The following is a 25,937-nucleotide window of genomic DNA, read 5'->3' on the forward strand; positions in this document are numbered from 1 at the left end:
GTAATAAAATAAGGAGGCTAGTAGCCTCCTTATTTGACCTAATTAATAATAATAAGGTGTATTTAAAACAATCATTGAACCTAGGATTTGTCCAGTAGGGCTATTGTAAATTATAGGACTTGTAATCGTAGTTTTGTTCATTGAACTTAAGCGTCCAGTGTTATTATCTACGCGAGTAAAGGCATCAATGTTTAAATCTTTGCCAGCATGAATTGAACCTGATTTGGTATTATCTAGCTTATTAAGATCTAAATTGACATCATTAGCACCTTGAATTTTTCCGCTACGGTTATCAAGGTCATTTCTTAGTGTAATATTAATATCGCCTTTATTTCCAGCCTTTTCCTGTGCATCTGAAACAATCACACCAGAGTTGTTATTTATGCCATTTGCTTTGATAGTAATAGAACCATCTTTGGTATAAATACCACCCGTTTGGCCGGAAACACCGTATTTGCTAGCATAAGCATTAAAACCGCTAGCATAGCTGTTATCTACAGTTGTTGCATTAACTACGACATTAGAATCAGCAGAAATTAAACCTCTGAGGTTGTTTAAGTAAGTTGCTTTAATGTCTATATTATTTCCTTTGATAAAACCATATTGGTTGTTAAGGGAATACACATCAAACTTGGACTTACCTGCACCAGAAATTAGTGAACCTTGGTTATTAACAACATGAGCATTAATATTTAAGGCTTTTCCACTATCAATTGAAGAATAACCATTATTTACTAGGTTACTTCCCAAGGTGATATTGATTGGGCCATTGTTAGATTTAATCAATGAGTTACTATTTTGTAACGTAATAGTATCTATATCGATTCTTCTTTTTGCTGAAATTTGAGAGTTATTATTATTAGTGACAGTATTACGAGCATTTATTGTAATATCACGACCTAATAATGTTGAGTTATCGTTTGCTAGGGTGGTTGTTTCTATAGTTAAACTACCATTACCACCTGCTCGAATTCCTCGTTCGTCTGCATTAACAACATTACTACGTAAGGTATAGTTATTATCAATCTTGCCTGTTGCACGGATTGCAATATTTCCACTATTAGTTTTGATTGAACCATTAGTATTAACAACATTTGCAGTTGAGATATTCATGTCTTTTTGAGCATGGACAATACCATTTCGGTTATCAATACTCGAAGCTGAAGCGAGTTTGAGATTACCGCCATTAGACTTAATCTGTCCATTCACATTACTTAGAACTAATCTTTGAGAATCAATATCAACATCGCCATTAGCTATAATAGTGGAATTATTATATAACCCATTGGTTTTTATATTGATGTTTCCATTGGCATTTACTTTTCCGCGTTGGTTATACACTAAGCCAGTTGAATCAATATTAACTCCACCGATTCCGGCAGCTAGGTTTCCGTTATTGGAAACACCAGTTCCACTTTCAGTTGAAATTAAGGTAATTTTGTCAGCATACATACCACCCATGGCGGCTACATCGACACCAATTCGAGTTGCATTTCCAACGCCTTGAACTTTAGTCACGAAATTACCTTTGGCATCGACAAAGTTATTACCTGCGACGACATTAATTTCTTTAGCGTGGATATCACCTTGGATCACCGCAGAACGAGCGATGATATCCGTCGGGGAGTCTGATTTTAAGCGGCTATTAATAATAATTTGGCCTTTTTCAACGTTATAGCCAAGAACTTCACCGCCAGCAACAATTGGTTTACCCGTTGTTAGAGTTACTCGGTCTGTGTTGATAAAACCACAATTATTACATGTGATACCAGATGCGTTAGCAACGATAACTTGTGCTTTATCACCTGCAACTTCAATCATTCCGCCTAGGGTACTTGCCTTATATGAATTAACTTCATTCAAAATGACTTTTGCAGGGCCATTACCATTATTTAAATTTAGGTTTCCATTGATTTGTCCGCCTAAACTGGTATTCGTATTTGTTGCGCTATTATTTAAAATAACCCCTTTTTGGTCAACATCAAATTGGCTATAAATGTTATGTGAGACACCTTTGTCACTAGCTCCTTTAATATGAACGATAGTCGGGCCATTACTTTGATTTATTACACCAGCACCATTTGTATTAACAACGGCGCCGTGAGCAACAGATATTGACCCTAAAATAACAGATACACTTAAAAAGAGTGGTTTGATTTTCATCATAGGATGAGTGGTAGGCTGTTTCATAAATATCCCTAAAATAGACTATAGATAAAATTAAAAATAGCTAAATAAAATTCCATTAAAGCATGAAGATTATCCGTGATATTTGTTTTTATTAAAATTTAATTGTACTTAAGTTGAATCATACGGGTGCAAATAGCTTAAAATAATTATATTCTGATATAAATGGTGTTTTATATTTAGTGACTGATTATTGTTAGTAAAATCAATAGATAAGGTTTACTCTGCTGTGGATTTGATAGGGGGATTTACCAGTGTGTAAATACGTAAGTATTATTTTTTATATTAATGGATTCGATTAGTAAATATTATGATTATTAAATTTTAGATATTTAATCAATAGCTAATTAATAGTTAATTGATATCTATTATATTTAAATTGGTTTGAAATTTAATTATAGAAGGCTAGGTAAAGTTTATTTAAGACTATTTTTTATAATTTTAAGTAACCAAGCCATTAATTTTAAATATGACTTGATTACTATTTATTCCTTATCTATTTTTGTGTTGCTGCTTTCATTTTTGCAACGAATTCAGTTAATGATTTAAGCATAACGTCAGGGCGATGTAGGTTATTTTCAATAATTTTAACCACAGCTGAACCTGAAATTGCGCCTGCAGCACCATTTTTAATCGCTTCTTCGACTTGCTCAGGTTCTGATATTCCAAAACCTTGTAGGGCGGGAGCCGCTTTATATTGGTTTAATTGACTCAATAAGTGAGTCAATGGCATTTCTGCTCTTTTTTCAGTACCTGTCACGCCTGCACGAGATAATAAATAAGTATAACCTTGGCTATATTTCCCGATCTGTTGCAGTAGCTCATCATTAGCATTTGGTGGGCAAATAAAAATGGGTGCAATATTGTGAGCTAGCGCCGCTTCGCGAAATGGTTTTGATTCAGACATAGGGACATCTGCAACTAATACAGAATCAACACCTGCTTTTTCGCAGCGAATATAAAAATTTTCAATACCATTCGTAAAAACTAAATTTGCATAGACTAATAAGCCAATAGGAATAGTAGGGTGTTTTTCTCGAATACGACGGAGTAGTTCGAAACAAATTGTTGGGGTAATTTCACTTTCAAATGCACGCAAATTTGCATTTTGGATAGTTGGGCCATCTGCCAGTGGATCAGAAAATGGAATACCAATCTCTAATGCATCAGCACCACCAGCAATCAAAGCATCGACAATTTTTAATGATAACTCAGCATCTGGGTCACCTAAAGTGACAAATGGAACAAATGCGCCTTGGTTATTCTGAGCTAAACGTTCAAAAAGTTGGGTGTAGCGTTCCATTAGATTTCTCCTTTGCTGGCTAAAATATCATGTACCGTAAAAATATCTTTATCACCACGGCCAGACAAATTGACGATTAATAACTGTTCTTTATTAGGTTCTTGCTCTGCCATTTTTAATGCATAAGCGAGTGCATGAGATGATTCTAATGCAGGAATAATCCCTTCTTTACGTGATAATAATTTAAAAGCATTTAAGGCTTCGTCATCAGTAATGGAAACATATTCAGCACGACCGATACTGTTTAAATGGGCATGCTGAGGGCCAACAGATGGAAAATCTAATCCTGCAGAGATAGAATAGGATTCTTCAATTTGACCTTCATTGGTTTGCATCATTGGCGATTTCATACCGAAATAAATCCCGACACGGCCATGTTTTAACGGGGCACCATGTTGGCCGGATTCAATACCTAATCCAGCAGGTTCCACACCGATTAGTTTCACATCTTCTTCTGGAATAAAAGAGGCAAATAAGCCGATTGCATTTGAACCACCACCAATACAGGCAACGACAGCATCAGGTAAACGGCCTTCTTTTTCGAGAATTTGTTGTTTTGCTTCATCACCAATCATACGTTGGAACTCACGTACAATTGTTGGGTAAGGGTGTGGCCCCGCCGCGGTTCCTAATAAATAATGAGCTTTATCATAGCTGCCAGACCAGTCCCTTAATGCTTCATTACAGGCATCTTTCAATGTGGCTGAACCGCTGTAAACTGGAATAACTTCAGCGCCCATTAATTTCATTCGAAATACATTGGGAGACTGGCGTTCTACATCTTTGGCGCCCATATAAATACGGCATTTCATGTTCAGTAATGCACAAGCCAGTGCTGTCGCAACGCCGTGCTGCCCAGCGCCTGTTTCTGCAATTATTTCAGTTTTTCCCATTCGCTTAGCAAGTAGTGCTTGGCCTAACACTTGGTTAGTCTTATGGGCACCGCCGTGCAGTAAATCTTCTCGCTTTAAATATAATTTTGTTTTTGTACCTGCGGTTAGATTTTTACATAACGTTAGCGCAGTAGGGCGACCTGCATAGTTTTTTAGTAAGTCGTGAAACTCACGAATAAATTCATCATCATTCTGTGCGTCGATAAACGCGTCTTCTAATTGGTTTAATGCAGGAATAAGAATTTCTGGGACATATTGCCCACCAAACTCGCCAAAATACGGATCTAATTTGCTCATTATTTATTGTCCATTTTATCAGTTACATTAATTGGTGTTGGAGTCTTTCATTTCGTTGTGTATTGATGAGCCGTTGATTTGGCTAACAACGTTGACAACACCAAATTTATTTTTTGTTGACTTTTTATACCCGGTTCAATTTCAACCCCTGAATTAAAGTCTAATCCGTTGCACAGTAACTTAGCTGCGTCTAAGCAGTTATCAGGGGTAAGCCCCCCCGCTATCATTAATTTCTGTGTTGTGGACGAGGGGATTGCTGACCAATCGAAGGTTTTGCCAGTACCACCAGAGCCATTATCCAGCAATAACACATCAATACCTTGTGTGTCGTAGTCATTTAGAGTTGTTCGTGACATATCAAGCGCCTTCCAAACTTCACAGTAGTTTGGTAAAAATGTTTTTAACGTATTGATATAAGAAGTATCTTCTTCACCATGTAATTGTACCGCAGATAATGCAAGTTGCTTGGCGATATGGGCAACAAAATCCGCGGACTGATTGCGGAAAACACCGACATATTTTAAAGGCGCTGCATGGATGATATTCTGCGCTTGTGACAATGTCACTTTTCTAGGGGAAGTTTCAGCAAAAATTAATCCACCATAGTGTGCTCCCGCTTCAAATGCGGCTTTTGCATCTTGCTCGCGGGTTAAACCACAGACTTTATGTTCTCCCACTAACAAGTTTCGAATGGCTTTATCTAGGTCAGCTTGCTCCATTAAGGCGCTACCGATTAAAAAACCATTCGCAAATTGTTTCAGCGACTGAATATGTTGGTGTTGATGAATACCTGACTCACTGATCACAATGGTACCCTGCGCTAAGCGGGGTGCGAGTTCACGAGTTCGGTTTAAATCAATAGAAAGGTCACGTAAATCACGGTTATTGATACCAACAACCTTGGCTTGTAACCGAATTGCTCTCTCTAATTCTTCCTCATTACTGACTTCCGTTAATATTCCCATATTAAGTTGATGAGCGACTTCTGCTAACGCTTTATATTCATCATCATTTAAGACAGATAACATGAGTAAAATGGCATCCGCTTGGTAGTAACGTGCAAGGTAGATTTGGTATGGGTCAATGATAAAATCTTTGCATAACACGGGTTGTTTTACGGTATTACTGACAATCGTTAAGTAATCCATATTCCCTTGAAAATATTTTTCATCAGTAAGAACGGAAATCGCGGATGCGTAGGGCGCATAAGTTTTAGCTATCACAGCGGGGTCGAAGTCAGCACGAATCAACCCCTTTGAAGGCGATGCTTTTTTGCACTCTAAAATAAATACAGGGCGTTTTGCGCTTAGTGCGTTATAGAAACTACGCTGGCTAGGTTGAATACCAGCAATAAAGCTTTCTAATGGCTGCTTGGCTTTGCGTTCGATTAAATAATCAACTTTATCATCAACAATTTTTTGTAAGACTGTCGCTTTCATTTTATTGGTTCCTTGCCGCGAGTGCTGTGACGCGGTCAAATGCTTTACCGCTACGAATAATTGCGAGTGCGTGTTCGCTGTTTTGTTTTAAGTCTTCATGGCCATTAATACGCATCAACATGGCGACATTGGCCGCTACAGCAGCTTCGTGAGCAGCTTGCCCATGGCCTTGAAGCAAGTTACTAAGTAATAAGCGGTTTTCATCTGGTGTTCCGCCTTCTAAGTCACGTAATTGATACGGTGCTAGCCCAAAATCATCTGCAGTTAATTGGTAATGTTGTACTTTGCCATCTTTTAACTCAGCGACTTGAGTTACTGCATGTAATGAAACCTCATCCATCCCTCCACTGTGTACCACAGCTGCACGGGTGAAACCAAGCATCTGTAATGTTTCAGACACCGGTTTTACTAATGATTCTTGGTAAACACCGATAAGGGCAATTGGCGGACGAGCTGGATTAATTAATGGCCCCAATACATTAAATAACGTTCGGGTTTTCAATTGAGTGCGTACAGGGGCCGCATGGCGGAAACCACTATGGTATTGCGGTGCAAATAAAAAACAAACACCAAGCTCATCTAATGCGTCACGAGCGCTTTGCGCACTGAGATCAAGAGCGATACCAAAAGCAGCCAGTAAATCTGAAGAACCTGAACGGCTCGAAACACTACGATTACCATGTTTGGCTACTTTAATACCACATTCAGCAGCAACAAAGGCACTTGCTGTTGAAATATTAATACTATTTGCACCATCTCCCCCTGTACCAACAATATCACTGAATAGGTAGTCAGGGCGGGGAAAGGGTTGTGCATTTTCTAAACAAGCTAGAGCGGCACCCGCAATTTCTTGTGGTTGTTCGCCACGCATTTTCATACTGATTAACACAGCGGCTAACTGAGGTTCTGTTAATTCACCTTGAATAATGGCATTAAACAAGTACTGGCTTTCTTGTTGAGTTAGCGGCTGCGCTTTAAATAATTTATCATAAATATTTTGCATAATTGGCTCTTTAGTATTCCGTTAGTGCGAATGAGTGGATTCGATTGCATTGGGAGTAGAAAGAGCCCATGCCACGGTGTTTTCTAACAACTGTTCACCTTGGGTTGTTAAAATGGATTCTGGGTGAAATTGGAATCCACAAACTCTATCGCTATCATTACGTACAGCCATGACCATGCCATTTGACTGGGCACAAATGGTCAAGCTCTTCGGAATTTGGCTACCAACAAGAGAGTGGTAGCGAGCCACTGATATTGGGTTTTCAAGGTGGTTAAACATGGCTAATCCATCATGTGTGGCTATTGAGGATTTACCATGCAAAATTTCACCTGCAGCAGAGACAGTTCCACCATAGGCCTCAACAATAGCTTGGTGACCTAAGCAAATACCGATAACAGGAATTTTGCCTTTTACGCGCATCAATATTTCTGGCATTGAACCTGCTTCACTAGGTTTTCCTGGACCGGGTGATAAGACTAAAATAGGTGAAACCATTTGATTTAATACAGATAAAATATGTTCTGCACTGACGGTATTGCGATAAATAACCACCTGATGTCCACCCGCACGTAGTTGGTCTACCAGGTTATAAGTAAAGGAGTCAACGTTATCGAGCAGTAAAATATTCGCCATTAGAATAACTCCTTAACTTGGTGTGCTTGGGCAATTGCACGGATCACAGCACGTGCTTTATTACGGGTTTCATCTGCTTCTGCTTGAGGTATGGAGTCTAGAACGACACCACCTCCCGCTTGTACAGTGGCAATGCCATTTTCTACGTAGGCGGAGCGAATAACGATGCAAGTATCAAAATCACCATTTCCTTGAAAATATCCTACAGCCCCCCCGTATGATCCTCGGCGCTCTTGTTCATATTGCGCAATCAGCTGCATTGCTTTTACTTTTGGTGCACCCGTTAACGTTCCCATATTCATACAGGCTTGATATGCATGAAAAACATCTAAATCTTGGCGTAATGTTCCCACGACATGAGAAACCAAATGCATCACGAAAGAATAGCGGTCAACTTTAGTTAGGTTGGCAACATAACGGCTACCTGCTTCACAAATACGTGCTAAATCGTTACGTGCTAAGTCAACGAGCATGATGTGCTCAGCAAGCTCTTTCTCATCAGAACGCATGGAAAGCTCAATTCGGCTATCTAAATCAAGGTCTAATTCACCTTGGGCATTTCGTCCACGAGGGCGGGTTCCGGCGATTGGATAAATTTCTACTTTGCGATTTGCTGTCGCATATTTGAGTGCGCTTTCGGGGGAAGCCCCAAAGAGTGTAAATGCGTCATCTTGCATGTAGAACATGTAAGGACTTGGGTTTTGTACTTTGAGTTTTTGGTACGCAATTAAGGGATGTGAGCACGGCATCGTAAATTTACGAGAAGGCACAACCTGAAAAATATCCCCACGGTATATGGCTTCTTTTAGTGAGGTGACAATTTCCCCATATTCTGGGTCATTTTTGTTTACCGAGACGGCAAATTCAGGCGCAGTTGCTAAAGGAAGTGCTGGCAAGAATGGACGGCACGAAGCGATAATTTGTGCGTGACGCTGCGTAACTGTTTCGACATCTTGCTCATTTTGCGTAAATAGGCAACTTTTTAGGCGTGCAGCCTGATTTTGATGGTCGATCACTAAATAATGCTCAGCAACAAAAAAACAGTAATCAGGGCAGTGATTAACGGTATTTACCTTGGGTAAATCTTCAAAGCTCGCGACTAAATCATAAGCAAACAACCCACCAACAAACAGATTTTCAGGTTTTGTGGAATAGGCTTGTGCAAGAGCGGGTAGTGCACGTAAAACGTCTAAGCTAGATGCAGCCTTCAGGCGGCTATCTTCGTCTAAATCTTGTGCAGGCTGGCTGAACGTTACCGTCAAACTATTTTCTTGCATGCTATGATGCATGATTAAATCTGTTAATTGAGCTAACAGTTTAGGTAATAAGGCCTGGCCATTTGGCGTCAACGCTTCTATTTCAACTTGCTGGCCAAAAGCACGAATACGTAGCGCGCTGTTGACAATCAACAAGCTTTGTAAGTTGGCTTTATTATTAATTTCAGCGGATTCCAACAGCATTGTTGATGGAACTTGATGACACAAATGATTAAATAATAATGTTGGGTCAGGCTGATAATTAATTGGGCTATCCAGATACTTAAAATGTGCTAATGTGGTGTTTTGTTCGTTCATTATGTTGCCTTACGCTAATTTTTGACATAAAAAAACCCGCCTAGGAAGGGCGGGTTTGGCACTGAAACATACAATAACTATGCGCGTGCGGCTTCCGCCCAATTTGGGAAGTCACGCCACCAACGATTTGATAAGTTTAATAAAGTCATTGTATGCCTCACTGGATAAACTGATTATTTTTAGCTTTAGCTGTCTTGCGTACTAGTTAACTGGATCGCACTATTTATGTCAAGGACTTTATTAATTTATTAGGAAAAATAGTTTTTCATGGAAATAGGAGAAGATATCAATATGCCGACAGCCTCGTCGCCATTAGTGACTCGCTATGACTTACATAGCCATACGAATGCTTCGGATGGTGACCTCACTCCTGCTGAGTTAATCGAACGTGCAGTGGAAAAAGGGGTTAATATTTTAGCGATTACCGACCACGATACCTGTGAAGGTGTATTAGAGGCTCGCCGCTATCTTGCTGAACATGAGCGGCCAATTGAGCTAGTCAATGGCGTTGAAATTTCGACACTTTGGGAGAATATTGAAATACATATAGTGGGCTTAAATTTTTCGCCTTCACATCCCGCGATGGTTCAATTGTTAAAAACACAATCTGAGCATCGTTTAGAGCGTGGTATTGAGATGGGCAGGCGGTTACAAAAAGCAGGCATTGACGATGCATGGGAAAATGCACAACGTATTTCTGGTGGTGGGCAGGTAACGCGGGCACATTTTGCACAATATATTGTGAAAATAGGTAAAGAAAAAACGATTAATAATGTATTTAAACGTTTTTTATCGAAAGGGAAAACAGGGTATGTGCCTGCGAAGTGGTGCACAATTCAAGACTCAATTGACGCAATCCATGCCGCAGGGGGAATTGCGGTATTAGCGCATCCGTCTAAATATCAATTATCCAATAAATGGTTAAAACGGTTGGTTGCGTATTTTAAACAGTGCGGTGGTGATGCTATGGAGGTTTCTCACTGCCAGCAACCGCCAAATGAAAAGCAATATTTAGCAGAATTAGCCAATAATGCTAATTTGTATACATCCGTTGGTTCAGATTTTCATCGACCTTGCTCTTGGATAGAGCTTGGCAGAAATTTATGGTTGCCCGATGATGACAAGGCTGTTTGGACACTTTGGGATACAGTAAAAACAGCTAATTAATTGATGTATTAATAATGCAGTGTAAAATAATTATTATAAGTGATGATTTATTAATGAGTAAGTCATCTTATGGAATTCAAAGATAGTAGCATTTATAGGTATTTTTGCCGGGTGATGCTGTCGATACCCAAAAATTAGAGGTATGTATGAGCCAGTTTTTTTATATCCATCCGGACAATCCTCAGGCAAGACTTATTAGCCAGAGTGTTGAAATTTTAAATAAAGGCGGAGTGATTGTTTATCCTACAGATTCAGGATATGCCATTGGATGCCGTTTAGAAGAAAAAGATGCTTTACAACGTATCTGTCGGATTCGTCAGCTTGATGCTAACCATAATTTCACATTAATGTGCAGAGATCTCTCTGAGCTATCGAATTATGCGCATGTTGATAACACTGTCTTCCGTTTAATTAAAAATAATACACCAGGTAATTACACCTTTATTTTGCGGGCAACGAAAGAAGTTCCACGGCGTTTAATGAATGAAAAACGTAAAACTATTGGTTTACGTGTACCGTCGAACCCGATAGCTCGAGATTTACTCGAAGCTGTTGGTGAACCTTTGATGTCAACTAGTTTGATTATGCCAGGCGATGATTTCACTCAATCAGACCCTGAGGAAATCCGTGATTTACTCGATAAACAAGTCGATTTGGTGATACATGGTGGTTATATTGGGCAAAAACCAACAACTGTGATTGACTTTACTGATGATACGCCTGTTGTGGCGCGAGTCGGAACAGGGGATCCAACGCCTTTTGAGTAGGTATAAATATATCGAAGCTTAAGATTCAGTACTGAACTAACTAAAATTGTATTGAATGTGCAATATACAGATAAGTAATAGGGGTTCAGGACAAACCTGTGTATAATGCGCGGGTTTTCAAATTCATTATTGTTTGGCGCGGCAAAAATAGCGCGCCAAAAAGATATTTGACGCCTGTGAAGGCGACAGCAGAGGGTTACATGAGCGTAAAACCGCAAAAAACTGAAAAATTACAGAAAATCCTTGCTCGTTCAGGGCATGGTTCTCGTCGAGAAATCGAAACATTCCTGCAAGCGGGTCGTATTAGTGTTGATGGCAAAATTGCTACACTAGGGGACCGTGTTGAAGTCACACCAGCAACAAAAATTCGTTTAGATGGTCGTTTATTAGCAATCAAAGAGCCTGAAAAGGAAATCTGTCGTGTAATGGCTTACTACAAGCCAGAAGGTGAGTTATGCACACGTCATGATCCTGAAGGGCGTCCAACTGTTTTTAACCGTTTACCACGGTTAACAGGGGCGCGGTGGATTGCTGTTGGCCGTTTGGATGTTAACACTAGTGGTTTATTGTTATTCACAACAGACGGTGAGCTCGCTAACCGTTTAATGCACCCTAGCCGTGAAGTTGAACGTGAATATGCAGTGCGTGTGTTTGGTGAAATTAACGATGCAAAAATTCGTCAATTAACACAAGGTGTACAGTTGGAAGATGGCCCAGCCTCTTTTAAAACGGTTTCTTACCGTGGCGGAGAAGGGATGAACCAATGGTTTAATGTCACCTTAACTGAAGGACGTAACCGCGAAGTTCGTCGCCTTTGGGAATCTGTTGGTGTACAAGTCAGCCGTTTAATCCGTGTGCGTTATGGTGATATCGACTTACCTAAAGGCTTACCGCGTGGAGGATGGACGGAACTTGGTTTAGAGCAAACCAACTATCTCCGTGAGCTGGTGGAACTGCCGGTGGAAACGGAAAGTAAGGTTGCGGTTGAGCGCGATCAACGTCGCATTAAAGCAAACCAAATTCGCCGTGCGGTTAAACGCCATACACAAGTCGCATCGCGTCCGGCATCAAAACGTCAATCATCAAGACCAACAGCGAAACGTCGTACTCGCATCTAAATTTGCTATTCTTTATTCAGTATAAAAACGCAGAGCGTAATTTCTCTGCGTTTTTTTATGTGATCACGCCAATAATCATCCACTCCAGTAATCACCAATCTTATAAATTCATCTTTCAGTAATAGTTATATGCCACATAGATAATTAGAAAATTAATGGTCTAGTTCACATTATTATGAAACCTATTAATAATAGATAATGTTTATGAGATGTTTGTCTCATTTTAATGTAATAAAAAGTCTTAGTATGCCCATTCTTATGAGATGTAACTCACAAAATGTTGGGTTGCTAACTGATAATAAAGATAAATTTACAGATAAACCTATTACTTACCCAGTTTATCCAGATAAATAAAGAATGGTTTAAGTGGATAAACCTGAATAAGGACAAAACATGAAAAAAATAACACTGACTTTGAGTGCGATTACATTGGCATTGAGTTTTACGGCAACCTCTCAAGCAAAAATTCCAATGCCAGAAACCGTAAGCCCCGGCGTTACCGTTGTTGAACTTGCTCAACAACAGCCTATTCATTGGGTTTCCATCGAACAAATTAAACAAAGCCTAGAAGGGAAAGCACCTATGGCTGTTGGGTTTGATATCGATGATACGGTGTTATTTTCAAGTCCAGGTTTTTACCGTGGTAAATTAGAGTTCTCACCTAACGATTTTAGCTACCTCAAAAATCAACAATTTTGGGAAAAAATGAATAATGAGTGGGACAAATTCAGTATGCCAAAACAAGTGGGTATTGATTTAGTCAAAATGCACTTAGAGCGCGGTGACACTGTTTATTTCATTACTGGCCGTACGAAAACAAAAACGGAAACAGTGACGAAATATGTTCAAGAAGGTTTAGCGATACCTGCGGATAAAATGCAACCTGTTATTTTTGCGGGTGATGAACCAGGGCAAAATAATAAAGTGAGCTGGATGCGTGATCACAAACTTACCATATATTATGGTGATGCTGATGCCGATATCGCAGCAGCACATGAGTTAGGTATTCGCGGTGTTCGTATTCTACGTGCGGCAAATTCATCTTACCAACCATTACCAAAAGCAGGTCGCTTTGGTGAAGAGGTTGTGATTAATTCAGAATATTAATTCAACAAGTGCAATGCAAATAATAAATATCCTCCGACTAATGCCGGAGGATATTTATTCAAACACTCTACGAATAGAATCTTCCCCTAACCGTTGGCGAGCCTGAACAACATCACCTGGTGAAACGTAAGGTCATTTACTAGATAAAACAATTTCTAGATGGAGAACGAGTTGAGCCATGGAAAGTGAGCGAAAAAGGGGCATTCCTATTACAGCTCATATCATCATTTCCATCGGAATTCTTTTGGCGGGAAAGCCTGAGCAGACTCGAAAGCTGGCTAAGTAACATAAAAAATCCGTAATCTTGGGATAATTACGGATTTTTGTAGATCGGTAGGGGCGTTAAACTGATTATTTAGCTCTTAACTGATCGGCATTAGGTAAATTACCCCTTTATTGCATAACTTAATAATAATTGTCTGTATTGATGATTACTTCACCGCCTAATATTTTACCATCTGGGCTGTTATAAACCATAGGTGCAGTGACGCGAGTTTGATTTTTTGATGAAATAGTACCGTAAGGATTAAATAAAGCAGTTTTTGCATTTATAGTTGCGTTATAATCAGCACTAATTAAACCGTGGTATCCGTTATCAATAATATCTGCATTTAATTTTAAATTATTAAAAGCTGAAATTGTACCGTTTGAATTATACAGATTTTCATTGATATTCATTTGAATATCACCAGAAGCTAACGTTTTTTCAGTCCAGTTAGTTTTAACCTCTCCTATATAATTGTTAAAGGTATTTGCTTTAATATTGATAGAACCATCAACTGCATTTATTCCTGCTTTATCATCTGTGACACCGTATTTTTGGGCATGATTGGAAAAATCTGAACTCCAACGGTTGTCTAGTTCGTTTGTTTTGATTACTAAATTACCATTTGTACTAATTAAGCCTTCTTTATTAATTATTTTATTTTCTGCATTGATATCTAAATTAGTTGCGTTGATATAACCTGCAGTGTTATCTAATTTATCGGTATTGATGGTAGATTTACCTGCCTTGGAAATAATAGCACCAGAGTTGATAAGTGATGGTGTCTCGATAGTTAAAAGACGACCACTTTCAATCGCTGAGTCTTTACCATTAGTTAATGACTTTTCTGCAATTAGATCCATTCTTCCATTCGTGGTTTTGATTGAAGAAGTGTGGTTATTTATTTCCTCACTTTTTAAGTTCATACGTCTTTTTGCATTAATTAACGCATTATTTTTGTTTTCAATAGAAACAGCCGCCTCAATTGTAATATCACGACCAGTAAGTAAAGCATCATTATTGTAAACAATGCTACCTGAATTAATGTTTAATTCATTACCGGCTGAAATTACACTTTTAATAGAATTAGGAAACATATTGGATGAATTTTCAACATTATTAACTGTTTTGATGTTCATATCACCTTTGGTGGCCTGTATTTTACCGCCATAGTTGCCAATCATGTTAGCGTCAGCATTTAAATTTTGATTTGCAGTGATCTCGCCACCAGAATAGTTAAGGATATAGCCATCAGTATTGATATTAATATCGCTGTTTTTTGATTTAATAGCCCCTGTATTTTCAATTCCGCTTAAATTGTGCGCATAGGCAGGATTACTGGTTGCGGTAATATTTACGTCACTAATAGCATCCATTGTTTTATAATTGAAAATATTACCATTACTGGCAATTCGTAAACCATCATCACCAGCGGAGATAATGCCTTTGTTGCTAATAGCGCTATTATTTCCAGTGGATATCAGCGTGATTTTATCTGCATACATGCCACCTAATGCTGAAATATCGATAGCAATATTTGGAGTGTTAGTATTGGAACTTGCAGATTTTATAAGTTGTCCATTTTTACTAATAACATTGGTACCTGTAATTATATTTATCTCATCAGCATTCATCTTACCCGAGATAGCAGCTGTTTTTGCTAAGATATCAGTAGGTGAGTTTGAATTAAATTTATCAGTAATGACGATTTGACCTTTGTCAACATTGATAGTGAAATCACCATTAAGTTGTGGTGTTATTTTCCCTGTCGTGAGTGTTGCTCTATTTGTGTTAATGAAACCACAATTATTACAAGTAATACCTGAAGCATTGGCAACAATAACTTGAGCACTATTACCAGCAACTTCAATCATTCCATTTAATTGGGTTGCTTTATTAGAATTAACTTCATTTAGAATAACAGTTGCAACATTACCTTGAAGATTGCTGTTGGCTTTAATATTACCTGCTAATTGCGTATTAATATCTGCTTTACTGTTATTGAGTACGACACCTTTTTTGTCAACATCAAATTTACTATAAATATTATGAGAAACACCATTATTAGATGGAGTCTTTATATTTACAATAGTTGCGCCATTTGGTGCTTTAATGACACCAGCGCCATTGGTGTTAACAATATCTGCTTGCGCAATAGAAATTGTACCTAAAAAAATGGAAATTCCTAAAAAAACAGGTTTTAATTTTAGGGTAGGATGGTTGTAATATTCTTTGTTATTTTGTTTCATATTAATCTCTAATTTATCGATAGATATAAAATACGTAGATGATAAATAAAATAAGCTATAGGATTGTACGTTAATAAAAATTTAAATAAAAATTAATTCTTTTTAAGACTATGCAATTGACGTCAATTAGATGTTATATCTATAAAGGTGAAAAAATGGGTATTTATCACTTGGCTTGTAAAATTTCCTTGTATATTCAATATGTAAACTTTACTCTAAAATGGAGATCGTATACGTTATTACTTAAGTGAGTTCTCCTATCTATTGTGACTTTACAATAAGCATAGATAAGATATGTTTAACACTTATTATTATTGTTGTTGGGTAGTGGCATTTGGCTGTTATATATTAGGTTTTAATTTCGCCACTTATTAATTATTTGTTTGTGTTTGTTTCGGTAGATATAGTGTGAGAATATTATTTAGGCGCGGTCGGTAATAAGCCCTTATAGGGCTAGAATAAACCACCCGCTATGCGAGTGGTTATGATTGTAATATATTAGTTTGTCACAACTGCATCAATAATCACACGGTTACCCGTGATGCTTCCAGTCGTTCCATTACTTACTATAGGGCTGGTGACTTTAGTCGTGTTAGTAGAACGTAAAGCACCATATTGGTTGTTAATACGATTTTTTGAATCAATGGTGAGATTTTTCCCTGCGGCCACTGTTCCTGAATAGTTTTCTAATGTGCCAACATCCAGTTTCTGGCTATTAGCGCTTTTGATTTCTCCATAATTATTATTGAGTGTTGCTTTGAGCTTAACATCAATATCATTACGTGCAGCGGTATTATTTTCTACATTTGCAGCAATAGAACCATAGGTATTATGTAACGTATCACCTTTAACTTTAATAGTTCCATTATTGGTTTGTAGGCCACCATTTTGGTTTGTTAGTCCAAATTTAGTATTAATGAGTTTAAAGTCACTACTGTAACTGTTGTTCAAATAACTGGTTTCAATATCGAGATTATTTTCTGCATTAATTAACCCTGCTTGGTTATCAATACTATAGGCTTTAATCGTAAGATTTTGTCCTTTGATATAGCCAGAACGGTTGTTCATTGAATTAGCATTAATGACGGATTTGCCGTTATTCGAAACAATCGCTCCGGTGTTATTGAGCTGGTTAGCATTGATATTCATCAAGCGACCACTATGAATGGTTGACGTTCCCGCATTAGTGAGTGATACCGACGCATCTAAATTCATCTGGCCATCAATGGCATTTATTTCAGAATTAGTTTGCGTTAAGTACATCGTACTGATGTCTGCATGGCGTTGTGCAGTAATTTTGCTATTTGATGTGTTATCAATTGCGGATTGCGTGCTGATTTTGCTATCTCGCCCTGCAGTAATATTGGAGTTTTCATTCACAACACGAACGGCATTAATCGTTATATCACGCCCGGCATTGAATCCTTTTCCTGGATCATTTGGATTGGCGAGATTGTCCCTGTTGTAAATTGTACTCATGGAATGAATGTCGATATTACCTTTAGTAGACTGAACGATACCATTATCATTTACAAATGAATCAGAGAGTGTATTAACATTCTGCAGAGCGATTATCGAACCACGATTGTTGCTTAGTGTACCTAATGTACTTAGATTAATATCATTGTTATAGGATGTGATATCACCATTATCATTATTAATTACTCCCGTTCCTGCAACGGTAATATTGACGTTTTTATTACCCGCAATGCGACCGTTATTGGTAAGGCTTGCTGCTTTAATATCAATATCACCCGCTGCGTTCATATTACCATTGGTATTATTCACCGTTCCTGCGGTATCAATAGAAATTGAGCCATTATAGGTACCAATATCCCCTAAATTACTGACACCAACGCCAGTTTCAGTGGCTATTAATGAGATTTTATTGGCATACATACCGCCAATCGACGAAACATCAATCCCAACAGTGGGTTTTGTTCCAATTGCAGCGGCTGTACCCGTCACATCCCCAGCCGAATTGACGTGATTACTTCCAGCTATCACATTGATGCGCTGTGTATCAATAATGCCATTAATGGCCACCGAACGTGCAATTAAATCTGTCGGAGAATTGGTATCTAATCTCCCATTGATGGCAATTTTACCTTGCTGCACATTATAGTTAGCAATGGAGCCATCATTTGCTAGCTCTACTTTACCGGTTGTCAGTGTTGTACGATTGGTGTTGATAAAGCCACAGTTGTTACATGTAACTCCGGACGCATTAGCAACGATTACTTGCGCTTTGCCACCTGCAACCTCAATCATGCCATTTAATGTGGTTGCCGCATTTGAATTTATTTCGTTTAAGATAACTTTAGCTCGCCCGCCAGCAACATTGGTATTGCCACCAATTTTGCCGCCAATGAGCGTATTAGAATTTTTTGCACTGTTATTTAAAATAACGCCTTTTTGGTCAACATCGAATTGGCTATAGGTATTATGGGAAACACCAGCCTGGCTTGGTTTATTAATATAAACGACAGTCGGCCCATTACCTTGATTTAATATACCAGCCCCATTAGTTGGTGTAATTGCCGCTTGAGCAACAGTAGTAGTTCCAACGATTATTGAAACACACAAAAAGAGTGGATTAAATTTCATTTTTGTGAAATTTAAATGAGAATTTGAAACATTTTTCATATATATCCCTTAAATAAAATAGAAAAATCTAAGATAACTAACAATCCATTATTGCAGTTTAATTATGCTTAAATAGAAAACTAAATAAAATTAATAATGTTAACATGGGTAAATATATCGTTATTCATTGATAACTAACTAAAACTGAATAAAAGCGGAGTAATATCTATTTTTATAGATTAGTTTGTTTTTTTATCAATAGGTTGTGTTTACGCATTTTTAGCCTGTTAGGAGGATTTTACTCACGTAGCAATACGTAATCATTTTAATTAAAGAGGAGATTTTCAACAAATAGCATTAATTATTTTTATATTTATTCTTTATCGTTATAAAATAATTGTGATACTTGATGAACAAAAGTTAGCAAAAAACTCATACTACCAAAAAATATTTTCCAATATGGAGTTCACACTAAATTAGTGTTACCAATGAAAAGTATTAAATAACTTTTTTATAGGTTAACTGATGGCTTAGTTAGAAAAATAGCTAGTGAAATAGATTAGAAGTGCAATAATAAAAAATAACGCCTTATTATTGCACTTTGTTATCGGATGATTACCAATCAATCCCTTTTTGAGCTTTAATCCCAATATCAAATGCATGTTTCACTGGGCGCATTTCTGTTACTGTATCAGCTAATTCGATTAAATCTCGGTGGCAACCTCTGCCAGTGATCACAACAGATTGATTGGCAGGGCGGCTTTGTAATGCTTGGATCACTTCTGCTAATTCGAGATAATGGTAATTTACCATGTAGGTGAGTTCATCTAAAATGACTAAATCGTACTGTGGGTCACTTAATAATTGTTTGGCGTAGTGCCAAGTTTCTATACAGGCGAGGGTGTCTGTCTCTTTGTTTTGAGTTTCCCAAGTGAACCCTGTGGACATAACATAGAAGGGAACGCCTTGGGGTTCTAACAGCTCACGTTCACCATTATCCCAGCCACCTTTAATAAATTGAACAACAGCGGCTTTTTTACCATGGCCTACTGCACGGCAAACAGTACCAAATGCCGCTGTCGTTTTGCCTTTTCCATTTCCAGTAAAGACAATAACGATACCCCGTTCAATTTGAGCGGCTTCAATTCGTGCATCCACTTTTTCTTTTAAACGTTGTTGACGTTCTTCGTGTCGGCTTTGAGACATCATTTTTACTCCGCAGCACCGGGCTTGCGTCCGGGTTGTGCATCATAGCTACTTCCTGTTTTACGCAGGCTATCATCACCCATCAAATAGATATAAATAGGCATGATATCAGCAGGAGTTTTCAATTTAAGTGGATCTTCGTCAGGGAATGCGCTTGCTCGCATAGAGGTTCGAGTTCCACCTGGATTAATACAATTTACACGAAGATTACTGTGCTTATACTCTTCGGATAGAATTTGCATTAAACCTTCTGTCGCAAATTTAGAGACAGAATAAGCCCCCCAACCGGCTCGACCTTGTTTACCTACACTTGAACTGGTAAAAACTAACGAGGCATTAGGCGCTTTAAGTAATAGAGGGAGCAAAGCTTGAGTTAGCATAAATGTGGCATTAACATTTATTTGCATCACATCATGCCATAGGTCACTGGGTTGCTCAGAGATAGGGGCTACTACACCAAGTATTCCCGCGTTGTGTAAAACGCCATCTAAATAAGGCGTTATTGACGCAACTTGCGAAGCGAGTGTATGGCAGTCATCAATTGTTGCGGTTAATAAGTCTAATATAAAGCAAGGTGGATTCTTTCCATCTAAAGCCGCTATTTCATCACTAACTGATTGTAATTTATGCAGTGTTCTACCAACAAGAATAAGGGATGCACCATAGCGCGCATAAGTGAGAGCGGCTTCACGGCCAATGCCATCACCGGCACCTGTCACGAGAATAGTTTTACCTTTCAATAGGTCTTGTCTAGGCTGATATTGGAGCATATTCTTTCCTACTATTGTGATTAGCATGTATGGTTATCATCGCACTGATTGTGATAATTGGCTAATCTAACATAGTATTAACAAGGTTTGTCGTGCCAACTCTGTTTTTTTCTGGTTGTTTGCGCGTAATCGTGAGATTATTTTTGTATTGAAGATAAATATCAAAAGGATCAGATTGTGGAGTATTTCTCATTGTATGGGCTATTTTTAGCAAAAGTCGTTACGATTTTGGTAGCGGTGGTTTTGCTGGCTGTTTTTGTGTTTGGCGTAGGTATGCGCAGACAAGGAGCAAAAGGTGCTTTGAAAATCACAGATTTAGGTGAAAGCTATCGTGAGCGTCAGCGCCAAATGCAACAGATAAAAATGAATGAATCAGAACATAAGGCATGGCTAAAAGCATTTAAAAAACAGCAAAAAGCAAAATCAAAAAGTGAGAAAACTGGGGCTAAATTAGGCCAAACAGGGGTTAAAAAGCCTTGCTTATATGTCTTAGACTTCAAAGGTAGTATGGATGCACGTGAAGTTGCCTCTTTACGTGAAGAGATCAGTGCAATTCTCGCTGTTGCAGACCAACAGGATGAGGTTTTGTTAAGACTTGAAAGCCCTGGTGGGATGGTTCATGGTTATGGCTTAGCGGCTTCACAATTACTAAGAATCAAAGAAAAAAATATCCCACTGACTATTGCGGTAGATAAAGTCGCTGCGAGTGGTGGATATATGATGGCGTGCATCGCAGATAAAATTATCGCAGCGCCATTTGCCATTATTGGTTCGATTGGTGTTGTCGCTCAAATTCCAAATATTCATCGGTTATTAAAAAAGCATGATGTTGATGTTGAACTTCACACCGCTGGCGAATATAAACGTACATTGACCATGTTAGGTGAGAACACGGAGCAAGGTCGTAAGAAATTTGTTGAAGATTTAAATTCAACACATGAATTGTTTAAACAATTTGTTCATCAAAATCGCCCATCTTTAGATATTTCTGCAGTTGCAACAGGGGAGTATTGGTATGGTTCACAGGCGCTTGATAAAGGGCTTGTGGATAATATTGGTGTGAGTGATGATTTTATTATTAATGCGATTGATACTAAGGAAATAGTTAGTATCCGTTATGTATTAAGTAAAAAAATGATGGATAAGTTTATGGGAAGCGCGGCAAAGAGCGTGGATAATTTATTATTGCGCTGGTGGCAGCGTGGGCAAAAACCACTCTTGTAATTTCGAATTTTGCCTAGCGAATAAGCGTTTTTAAATCTACTATTAATTTACCGGCTTTTTAGCCGGTAAATTATATACAAAGAGCAAACGTGTTAATTAGTTATTATCACTCAATTGGTATTGTTCTGATAGTACATGAGCAAGGTGTTTGTACATATTAAAAGCAGCGGTACTCTTTAAGGTAGGGATATTGTTCTCATCTAAGAAGAACTCCCCTTTAAATACCAATGTACCTCGATGCTGCTCTACAGTATCAACAAACATACCATGAATATAATCATCATGTTTCTTTATGATATCATTAGCTTTTTCAAGTAACTCTTTTTTTGTGATGAACGGTAAATTGTCTTGCATAACTTGGCTTCCTTGAAAAAATAATTGGTTGCTTCTAGCATTTTATCAGGTAGAGTGTGTGGTTTTCAATTGTGACTAAACATCTTTATATGGTTAAAATCAGTCGACTAGAAGACACTTTGTGCCTTTTAGAATAACGTGATTGAGTTTATAAGTTTTGTTTCAACACAAATAATTGTTTAAAAATATATTGATATATTGTGATTGTGTCGCAATATAAAAAAGAGATTCTCATTTTGCGCATTTTAATGTAGAAATGCGCCATTGTTGATATTTAGGTAAAGGTAAATATGGGTAAAGCTCTTGTTATAGTGGAGTCCCCGGCAAAGGCCAAAACGATTAATAAGTATCTTGGCAGTGGCTACGTTGTAAAAAGCAGCGTTGGCCACATTCGTGATCTGCCGAAAAGCGGCTCTGGTTCACAAACCGGCTCACAAAAGAGTACAGGCTCATCTACCGACAAAACAAAGAAAGTGAAAAAAGATCCGCGTGACGCATTAGTTAAGCGCATGGGGATTGACCCTTACCATGGTTGGAAAGCGAATTATCAAATTCTACCAGGTAAAGAAAAAGTGGTCTCTGAACTTAAATCACTAGCGGAGGATGCTGATCACATCTACCTCGCAACGGACTTGGACCGAGAAGGGGAAGCTATTGCGTGGCATTTGCGTGAAGTGATTGGTGGAGACGATTCTCGTTTTAGTCGTGTTGTATTTAATGAGATCACCAAAAATGCGATCACTCAGGCATTTGATAGCCCTGGGGAATTAAATATAGATAGAGTTAACGCACAACAAGCGCGTCGTTTTATGGACCGAGTTGTGGGTTACATGGTTTCTCCACTGTTGTGGAAAAAAGTGGCTCGTGGCTTATCTGCTGGTCGTGTTCAATCAGTTGCAGTGAAACTGATAGTTGAACGTGAACGGGAAATTAAAGCCTTCGTTCCTGAAGAATATTGGGAACTGCATGCCGACTTAGCCGATAAAGATATCGCTAATTTGCGTATGGAAGTCACTTCACAAGGTGGTAAGGCATTTAAGCCAGTCAATAAAGCGCAAACAGAGGCGGCGGTTAAATTACTGGAAAATGCCCGTTTTGCGGTTACTGACCGTGAAGATAGGCCGACATCCAGTAAACCGAGCGCACCGTATATCACCTCAACGCTACAACAAGCTGCTAGTACCCGTTTAGGTTTCGGCGTGAAAAAAACCATGATGATGGCTCAGCGTCTTTATGAGGCGGGTTACATCACTTATATGCGTACTGACTCAACAAACTTGAGTCAAGATGCACTCGACATGGTTCGTGGCTATATTAATGATAATTTTGGCGCGAAATACCTGCCAAAAGATGCCAATGTGTATAGTAGCAAAGACAATTCGCAAGAGGCACACGAAGCCATTCGTCCTTCTAGTGTCGATGTTTTACCTGAGTCACTAAAAGACATGGAGAACGACGCGAAAAGGTTGTATCAATTGATTTGGAATCAGTTTGTGGCTTGTCAAATGACACCTGCGAAATATGATTCAACAACCTTAACAGTCAAAGCAGGGGATTTTGAACTAAAAGCCAAAGGGCGTACTCTGCGCTTCGATGGTTGGACGAAAGTCATGCCTGCACTGCGTAAAAATGATGAAGACAAAACGCTGCCACCAATACAAGTTGGTGCGGAGTTGTCTTTGGTTGAGCTATTGCCTAGCCAACACTTTACTAAGCCGCCGGCACGTTTTAGTGAAGCGTCCTTAGTTAAAGAGTTAGAAAAGCGTGGTATTGGCCGTCCTTCAACGTATGCAGCGATTATTTCGACGATCCAAGACAGAGGTTATGTCAAAGTTGAAAACCGTCGTTTCTATGCAGAAAAAATGGGTGAAATCGTCACAGACCGCTTAGAGGAAAACTTTAACGATCTGATGAACTATGATTTTACTGCACGTATGGAAGACCAACTGGACCATGTTGCAAACCATGATGCCGAATGGAAAGCCGTATTAGATGAATTCTTCTCTGATTTTAGTAAGCAGCTCGATGTTGCTGAAAAAGAACCAGAGGAAGGGGGAATGCGCACCAACCCAATGGTAATTACCTCAATCACTTGCCCTGATTGTGAGCGCCATATGGGTATTCGTACCGCATCAACTGGGGTATTTTTAGGTTGCTCTGGTTACGCATTACCACCCAAAGAGCGTTGTAAAAAAACGATTAACCTTATCCCTGAAGACGAAGTCCTTAATGTCCTTGAAGGGGATGATGCGGAAACTAATGCGTTAAGAGCCAAACGCCGCTGTCCAAAATGCGGCACCGCGATGGACAGCTATTTGATTGATAATGGCCGTAAATTACATGTTTGTGGTAATAACCCTGCGTGTGAAGGTTATGAAATCGAAGAAGGCGAGTTTCGTATTAAGGGTTATGACGGCCCGGTCATTGAGTGTGACAAGTGTGGCTCAGAAATGCACCTGAAAATGGGGCGTTTTGGTAAGTACATGGGTTGCACCAACGAAGAGTGTAAAAATACGCGTAAAATCTTACGAAGTGGTGAAGTGGCACCACCGAAAGAAGATCCAGTGCCATTGCCGGAACTTCCATGTGAAAAATCTGATGCGTATTTTGTGTTACGTGATGGTGCTGCTGGCGTTTTCCTTGCGGCGAATACATTCCCTAAATCACGAGAAACACGTGCACCACTAGTGGCAGAATTACAGCGTTTTAAAGACCGTTTACCTGAAAAACTCGCTTATTTAGCTGAAGCACCGGCTGAAGACGGTGAAGGTAACCCAACTGTCGTCCGTTTTAGTCGTAAAACGAAACAACAATATGTTTCTTCAGAGAAAAACGGCAAAGCAACGGGTTGGAGTGCATTCTACGTTGACGGTAAGTGGGAAGTAAAAGAAAAGTAATAGCTCTCTTTTGTTTCCAAACAAAAAAGCCAATCATTTAATTAGATTGGCTTTTTTATTAACTTGTCAATTTCATATCAATGCCTATCAGTGAATAACCCGCTGTTATACTGTCCATTCCTTTATTTCTTATCGTTCACTGTGATATAGCCACCAATTTTTAACTAAACTCAAATGTAGCACCAAAGTGATAACTAATTTGTGTTAACTTAAGATAGAGTCGTTGTAGTTATCAATTGGCAGTAATAATCCTTACCTTGCTGAAATATTTAGGTAAGTCGATGGAATGATAGATAAAAGTTATCCACCGGAGGCAAAATGAAGTTAAAAATGTGTTTACTGGCTGCATTATTGACAGCGGGGACAGCGTACGCTGCTCAGTCTACTGTTGTATTAAAAGAAGCGACACCCACAGGTGATGGTAAAGCAATAGGTGAGGTTGTTATCTCAGAAACGGAATATGGATTACTGTTCACGCCTAAATTAACAGGACTACAAGCAGGCATTCATGGCTTCCATATTCATGAGAACCCAAGCTGCGAACCTGCAGAAAAAGACGGTAAATCGGTACCTGCATTAAAAGCAGGTGGTCATTTAGACCCAGCCAAAACAGGCGTTCATAAAGGCCCTTATGATAACACAGGGCATTTAGGCGATTTACCCGGCCTAGTTGCCGATAGCCAAGGTAATGCTAATTATGCGGTGCTAGCGCCACGTTTAAAATCACTCAAAGATGTTCAAGACCGCGCATTGATGGTGCATGTGGGTGGTGATAACTATTCTGATAATCCAGAAGCGTTAGGCGGTGGTGGGGCTAGGATGGCCTGCGGCGTCATCAAATAATACGCGTCATATTTCAAAGCTGTGGCGTTGTTAGCTGCGCTTGCTAACCCTAGTC

At 38.8% G+C, this 25,937-nt stretch carries 17 protein-coding genes, 1 pseudogene and 1 other annotated feature; of the genes and pseudogenes, 7 read left to right on the top strand and 11 right to left on the bottom strand.

Going from position 1 to position 25,937, the window contains the following annotated elements; all coding sequences use genetic code 11:
• Nucleotides 1-42 precede the first annotated feature (42 nt).
• The 6 genes and pseudogenes from PR834_RS01755 to PR834_RS01785 all read right to left on the bottom strand — a co-directional run bounded on the left by PR834_RS01755 (nt 43) and on the right by PR834_RS01785 (nt 9,329).
• Nucleotides 43-2,190 carry a two-partner secretion domain-containing protein gene (locus PR834_RS01755; RefSeq protein ID WP_112307130.1) on the bottom strand — a complete coding sequence of 716 codons (2,148 nt, stop codon included), beginning with the start codon at nt 2,188-2,190 and terminating at the stop codon, nt 43-45.
• A 493-nt stretch (nt 2,191-2,683) separates the two neighbouring features.
• Nucleotides 2,684-3,490 carry a tryptophan synthase subunit alpha gene (gene trpA / locus PR834_RS01760; RefSeq protein WP_112307129.1) on the bottom strand — a complete coding sequence of 269 codons (807 nt, stop codon included), beginning with the start codon at nt 3,488-3,490 and terminating at the stop codon, nt 2,684-2,686.
• A complete protein-coding gene (trpB, locus tag PR834_RS01765; protein ID WP_094960531.1) occupies nt 3,490-4,680 on the bottom strand; it encodes a tryptophan synthase subunit beta in 1,191 nt (396 codons plus the stop codon). Before trpB ends, trpA begins: the two co-directional genes overlap by 1 nt.
• A 47-nt stretch (nt 4,681-4,727) precedes the next feature.
• Nucleotides 4,728-6,119 carry a bifunctional indole-3-glycerol-phosphate synthase TrpC/phosphoribosylanthranilate isomerase TrpF gene (gene trpCF / locus PR834_RS01770; protein WP_153673375.1) on the bottom strand — a complete coding sequence of 464 codons (1,392 nt, stop codon included), beginning with the start codon at nt 6,117-6,119 and terminating at the stop codon, nt 4,728-4,730.
• A gap of 1 nt (nt 6,120) precedes the next feature.
• A pseudogene (trpD, locus tag PR834_RS20410) lies at nt 6,121-7,755 on the bottom strand (bifunctional anthranilate synthase glutamate amidotransferase component TrpG/anthranilate phosphoribosyltransferase TrpD).
• Nucleotides 7,755-9,329, bottom strand: a complete 1,575-nt coding sequence (locus PR834_RS01785; RefSeq protein ID WP_096863782.1) for an anthranilate synthase component 1 — start codon at nt 9,327-9,329, stop codon at nt 7,755-7,757. Before PR834_RS01785 ends, trpD begins: the two are co-directional and overlap by 1 nt.
• 26 nt (nt 9,330-9,355) lie before the next feature.
• Nucleotides 9,356-9,457: a sequence feature (Trp leader region), on the bottom strand.
• 139 nt (nt 9,458-9,596) lie between these two features.
• Here PR834_RS01785 and rnm point away from each other — a divergent pair.
• The 4 genes from rnm (at nt 9,597) to aphA (ending at nt 13,488) form a co-directional block, all read left to right on the top strand.
• The gene (gene rnm, locus PR834_RS01790; protein WP_405127817.1) at nt 9,597-10,496 is read left to right on the top strand and encodes an RNase RNM; all 900 of its coding nucleotides are present in this window, start codon (nt 9,597-9,599) and stop codon (nt 10,494-10,496) included.
• Nucleotides 10,497-10,642: 146 nt separating this feature from the next.
• Nucleotides 10,643-11,263, top strand: a complete 621-nt coding sequence (locus PR834_RS01795; RefSeq protein ID WP_036957701.1) for an L-threonylcarbamoyladenylate synthase — start codon at nt 10,643-10,645, stop codon at nt 11,261-11,263.
• Between the two features lie 200 nt (nt 11,264-11,463).
• Entirely contained in the window at nt 11,464-12,381 is a 918-nt protein-coding gene (rluB, locus tag PR834_RS01800) for a 23S rRNA pseudouridine(2605) synthase RluB (protein WP_036958116.1), read from the top strand.
• 393 nt (nt 12,382-12,774) lie between these two features.
• Nucleotides 12,775-13,488 carry an acid phosphatase AphA gene (gene aphA, locus PR834_RS01805; RefSeq protein ID WP_272524997.1) on the top strand — a complete coding sequence of 238 codons (714 nt, stop codon included), beginning with the start codon at nt 12,775-12,777 and terminating at the stop codon, nt 13,486-13,488.
• 405 nt (nt 13,489-13,893) lie between these two features.
• On the opposite strand, the gene PR834_RS01810 is transcribed toward aphA, so the two are convergent.
• The 4 genes from PR834_RS01810 to PR834_RS01825 form a co-directional block, all read right to left on the bottom strand.
• Complete coding sequence (locus PR834_RS01810) at nt 13,894-16,002, bottom strand: two-partner secretion domain-containing protein (RefSeq protein WP_136135093.1); 2,109 nt, start codon at nt 16,000-16,002, stop codon at nt 13,894-13,896.
• 498 nt (nt 16,003-16,500) lie between these two features.
• Nucleotides 16,501-18,648, bottom strand: a complete 2,148-nt coding sequence (locus PR834_RS01815; RefSeq protein WP_196724932.1) for a two-partner secretion domain-containing protein — start codon at nt 18,646-18,648, stop codon at nt 16,501-16,503.
• A 555-nt stretch (nt 18,649-19,203) separates the two neighbouring features.
• Entirely contained in the window at nt 19,204-19,794 is a 591-nt protein-coding gene (gene cobO / locus PR834_RS01820) for a cob(I)yrinic acid a,c-diamide adenosyltransferase (RefSeq protein ID WP_262960415.1), read from the bottom strand.
• A gap of 5 nt (nt 19,795-19,799) precedes the next feature.
• On the bottom strand, nt 19,800-20,564 hold the full coding sequence (locus tag PR834_RS01825; RefSeq protein ID WP_036957702.1) for a YciK family oxidoreductase: 765 nt from the start codon (nt 20,562-20,564) through the stop codon (nt 19,800-19,802).
• A 177-nt stretch (nt 20,565-20,741) separates the two neighbouring features.
• On the opposite strand from PR834_RS01825, the gene sohB reads away from it, so the two are divergent.
• Nucleotides 20,742-21,788, top strand: coding sequence for a protease SohB (gene sohB / locus PR834_RS01830; protein WP_004254182.1), 1,047 nt, complete (start codon nt 20,742-20,744; stop codon nt 21,786-21,788).
• 96 nt (nt 21,789-21,884) lie between these two features.
• Here sohB and PR834_RS01835 read toward each other — a convergent pair whose 3' ends face one another.
• The gene (locus PR834_RS01835; RefSeq protein WP_094960535.1) at nt 21,885-22,142 is read right to left on the bottom strand and encodes a DUF2498 family protein; all 258 of its coding nucleotides are present in this window, start codon (nt 22,140-22,142) and stop codon (nt 21,885-21,887) included.
• A gap of 290 nt (nt 22,143-22,432) precedes the next feature.
• Between PR834_RS01835 and topA the strand changes: the two genes are divergently transcribed.
• Both topA and sodC read left to right on the top strand, forming a co-directional pair.
• Entirely contained in the window at nt 22,433-25,039 is a 2,607-nt protein-coding gene (gene topA / locus PR834_RS01840) for a type I DNA topoisomerase (protein ID WP_004254195.1), read from the top strand.
• Between the two features lie 318 nt (nt 25,040-25,357).
• Nucleotides 25,358-25,882 (top strand): superoxide dismutase family protein, encoded by a 525-nt coding sequence (gene sodC / locus PR834_RS01845; RefSeq protein ID WP_004254197.1) that lies wholly within the window; start codon nt 25,358-25,360, stop codon nt 25,880-25,882.
• Nucleotides 25,883-25,937: the final 55 nt, after the last annotated feature.

Origin of the sequence: Providencia sp. PROV182, assembly GCF_028480325.1 — a bacterium.
Taxonomy (GTDB): Bacteria; Pseudomonadota; Gammaproteobacteria; order Enterobacterales; family Enterobacteriaceae; genus Providencia; species Providencia hangzhouensis.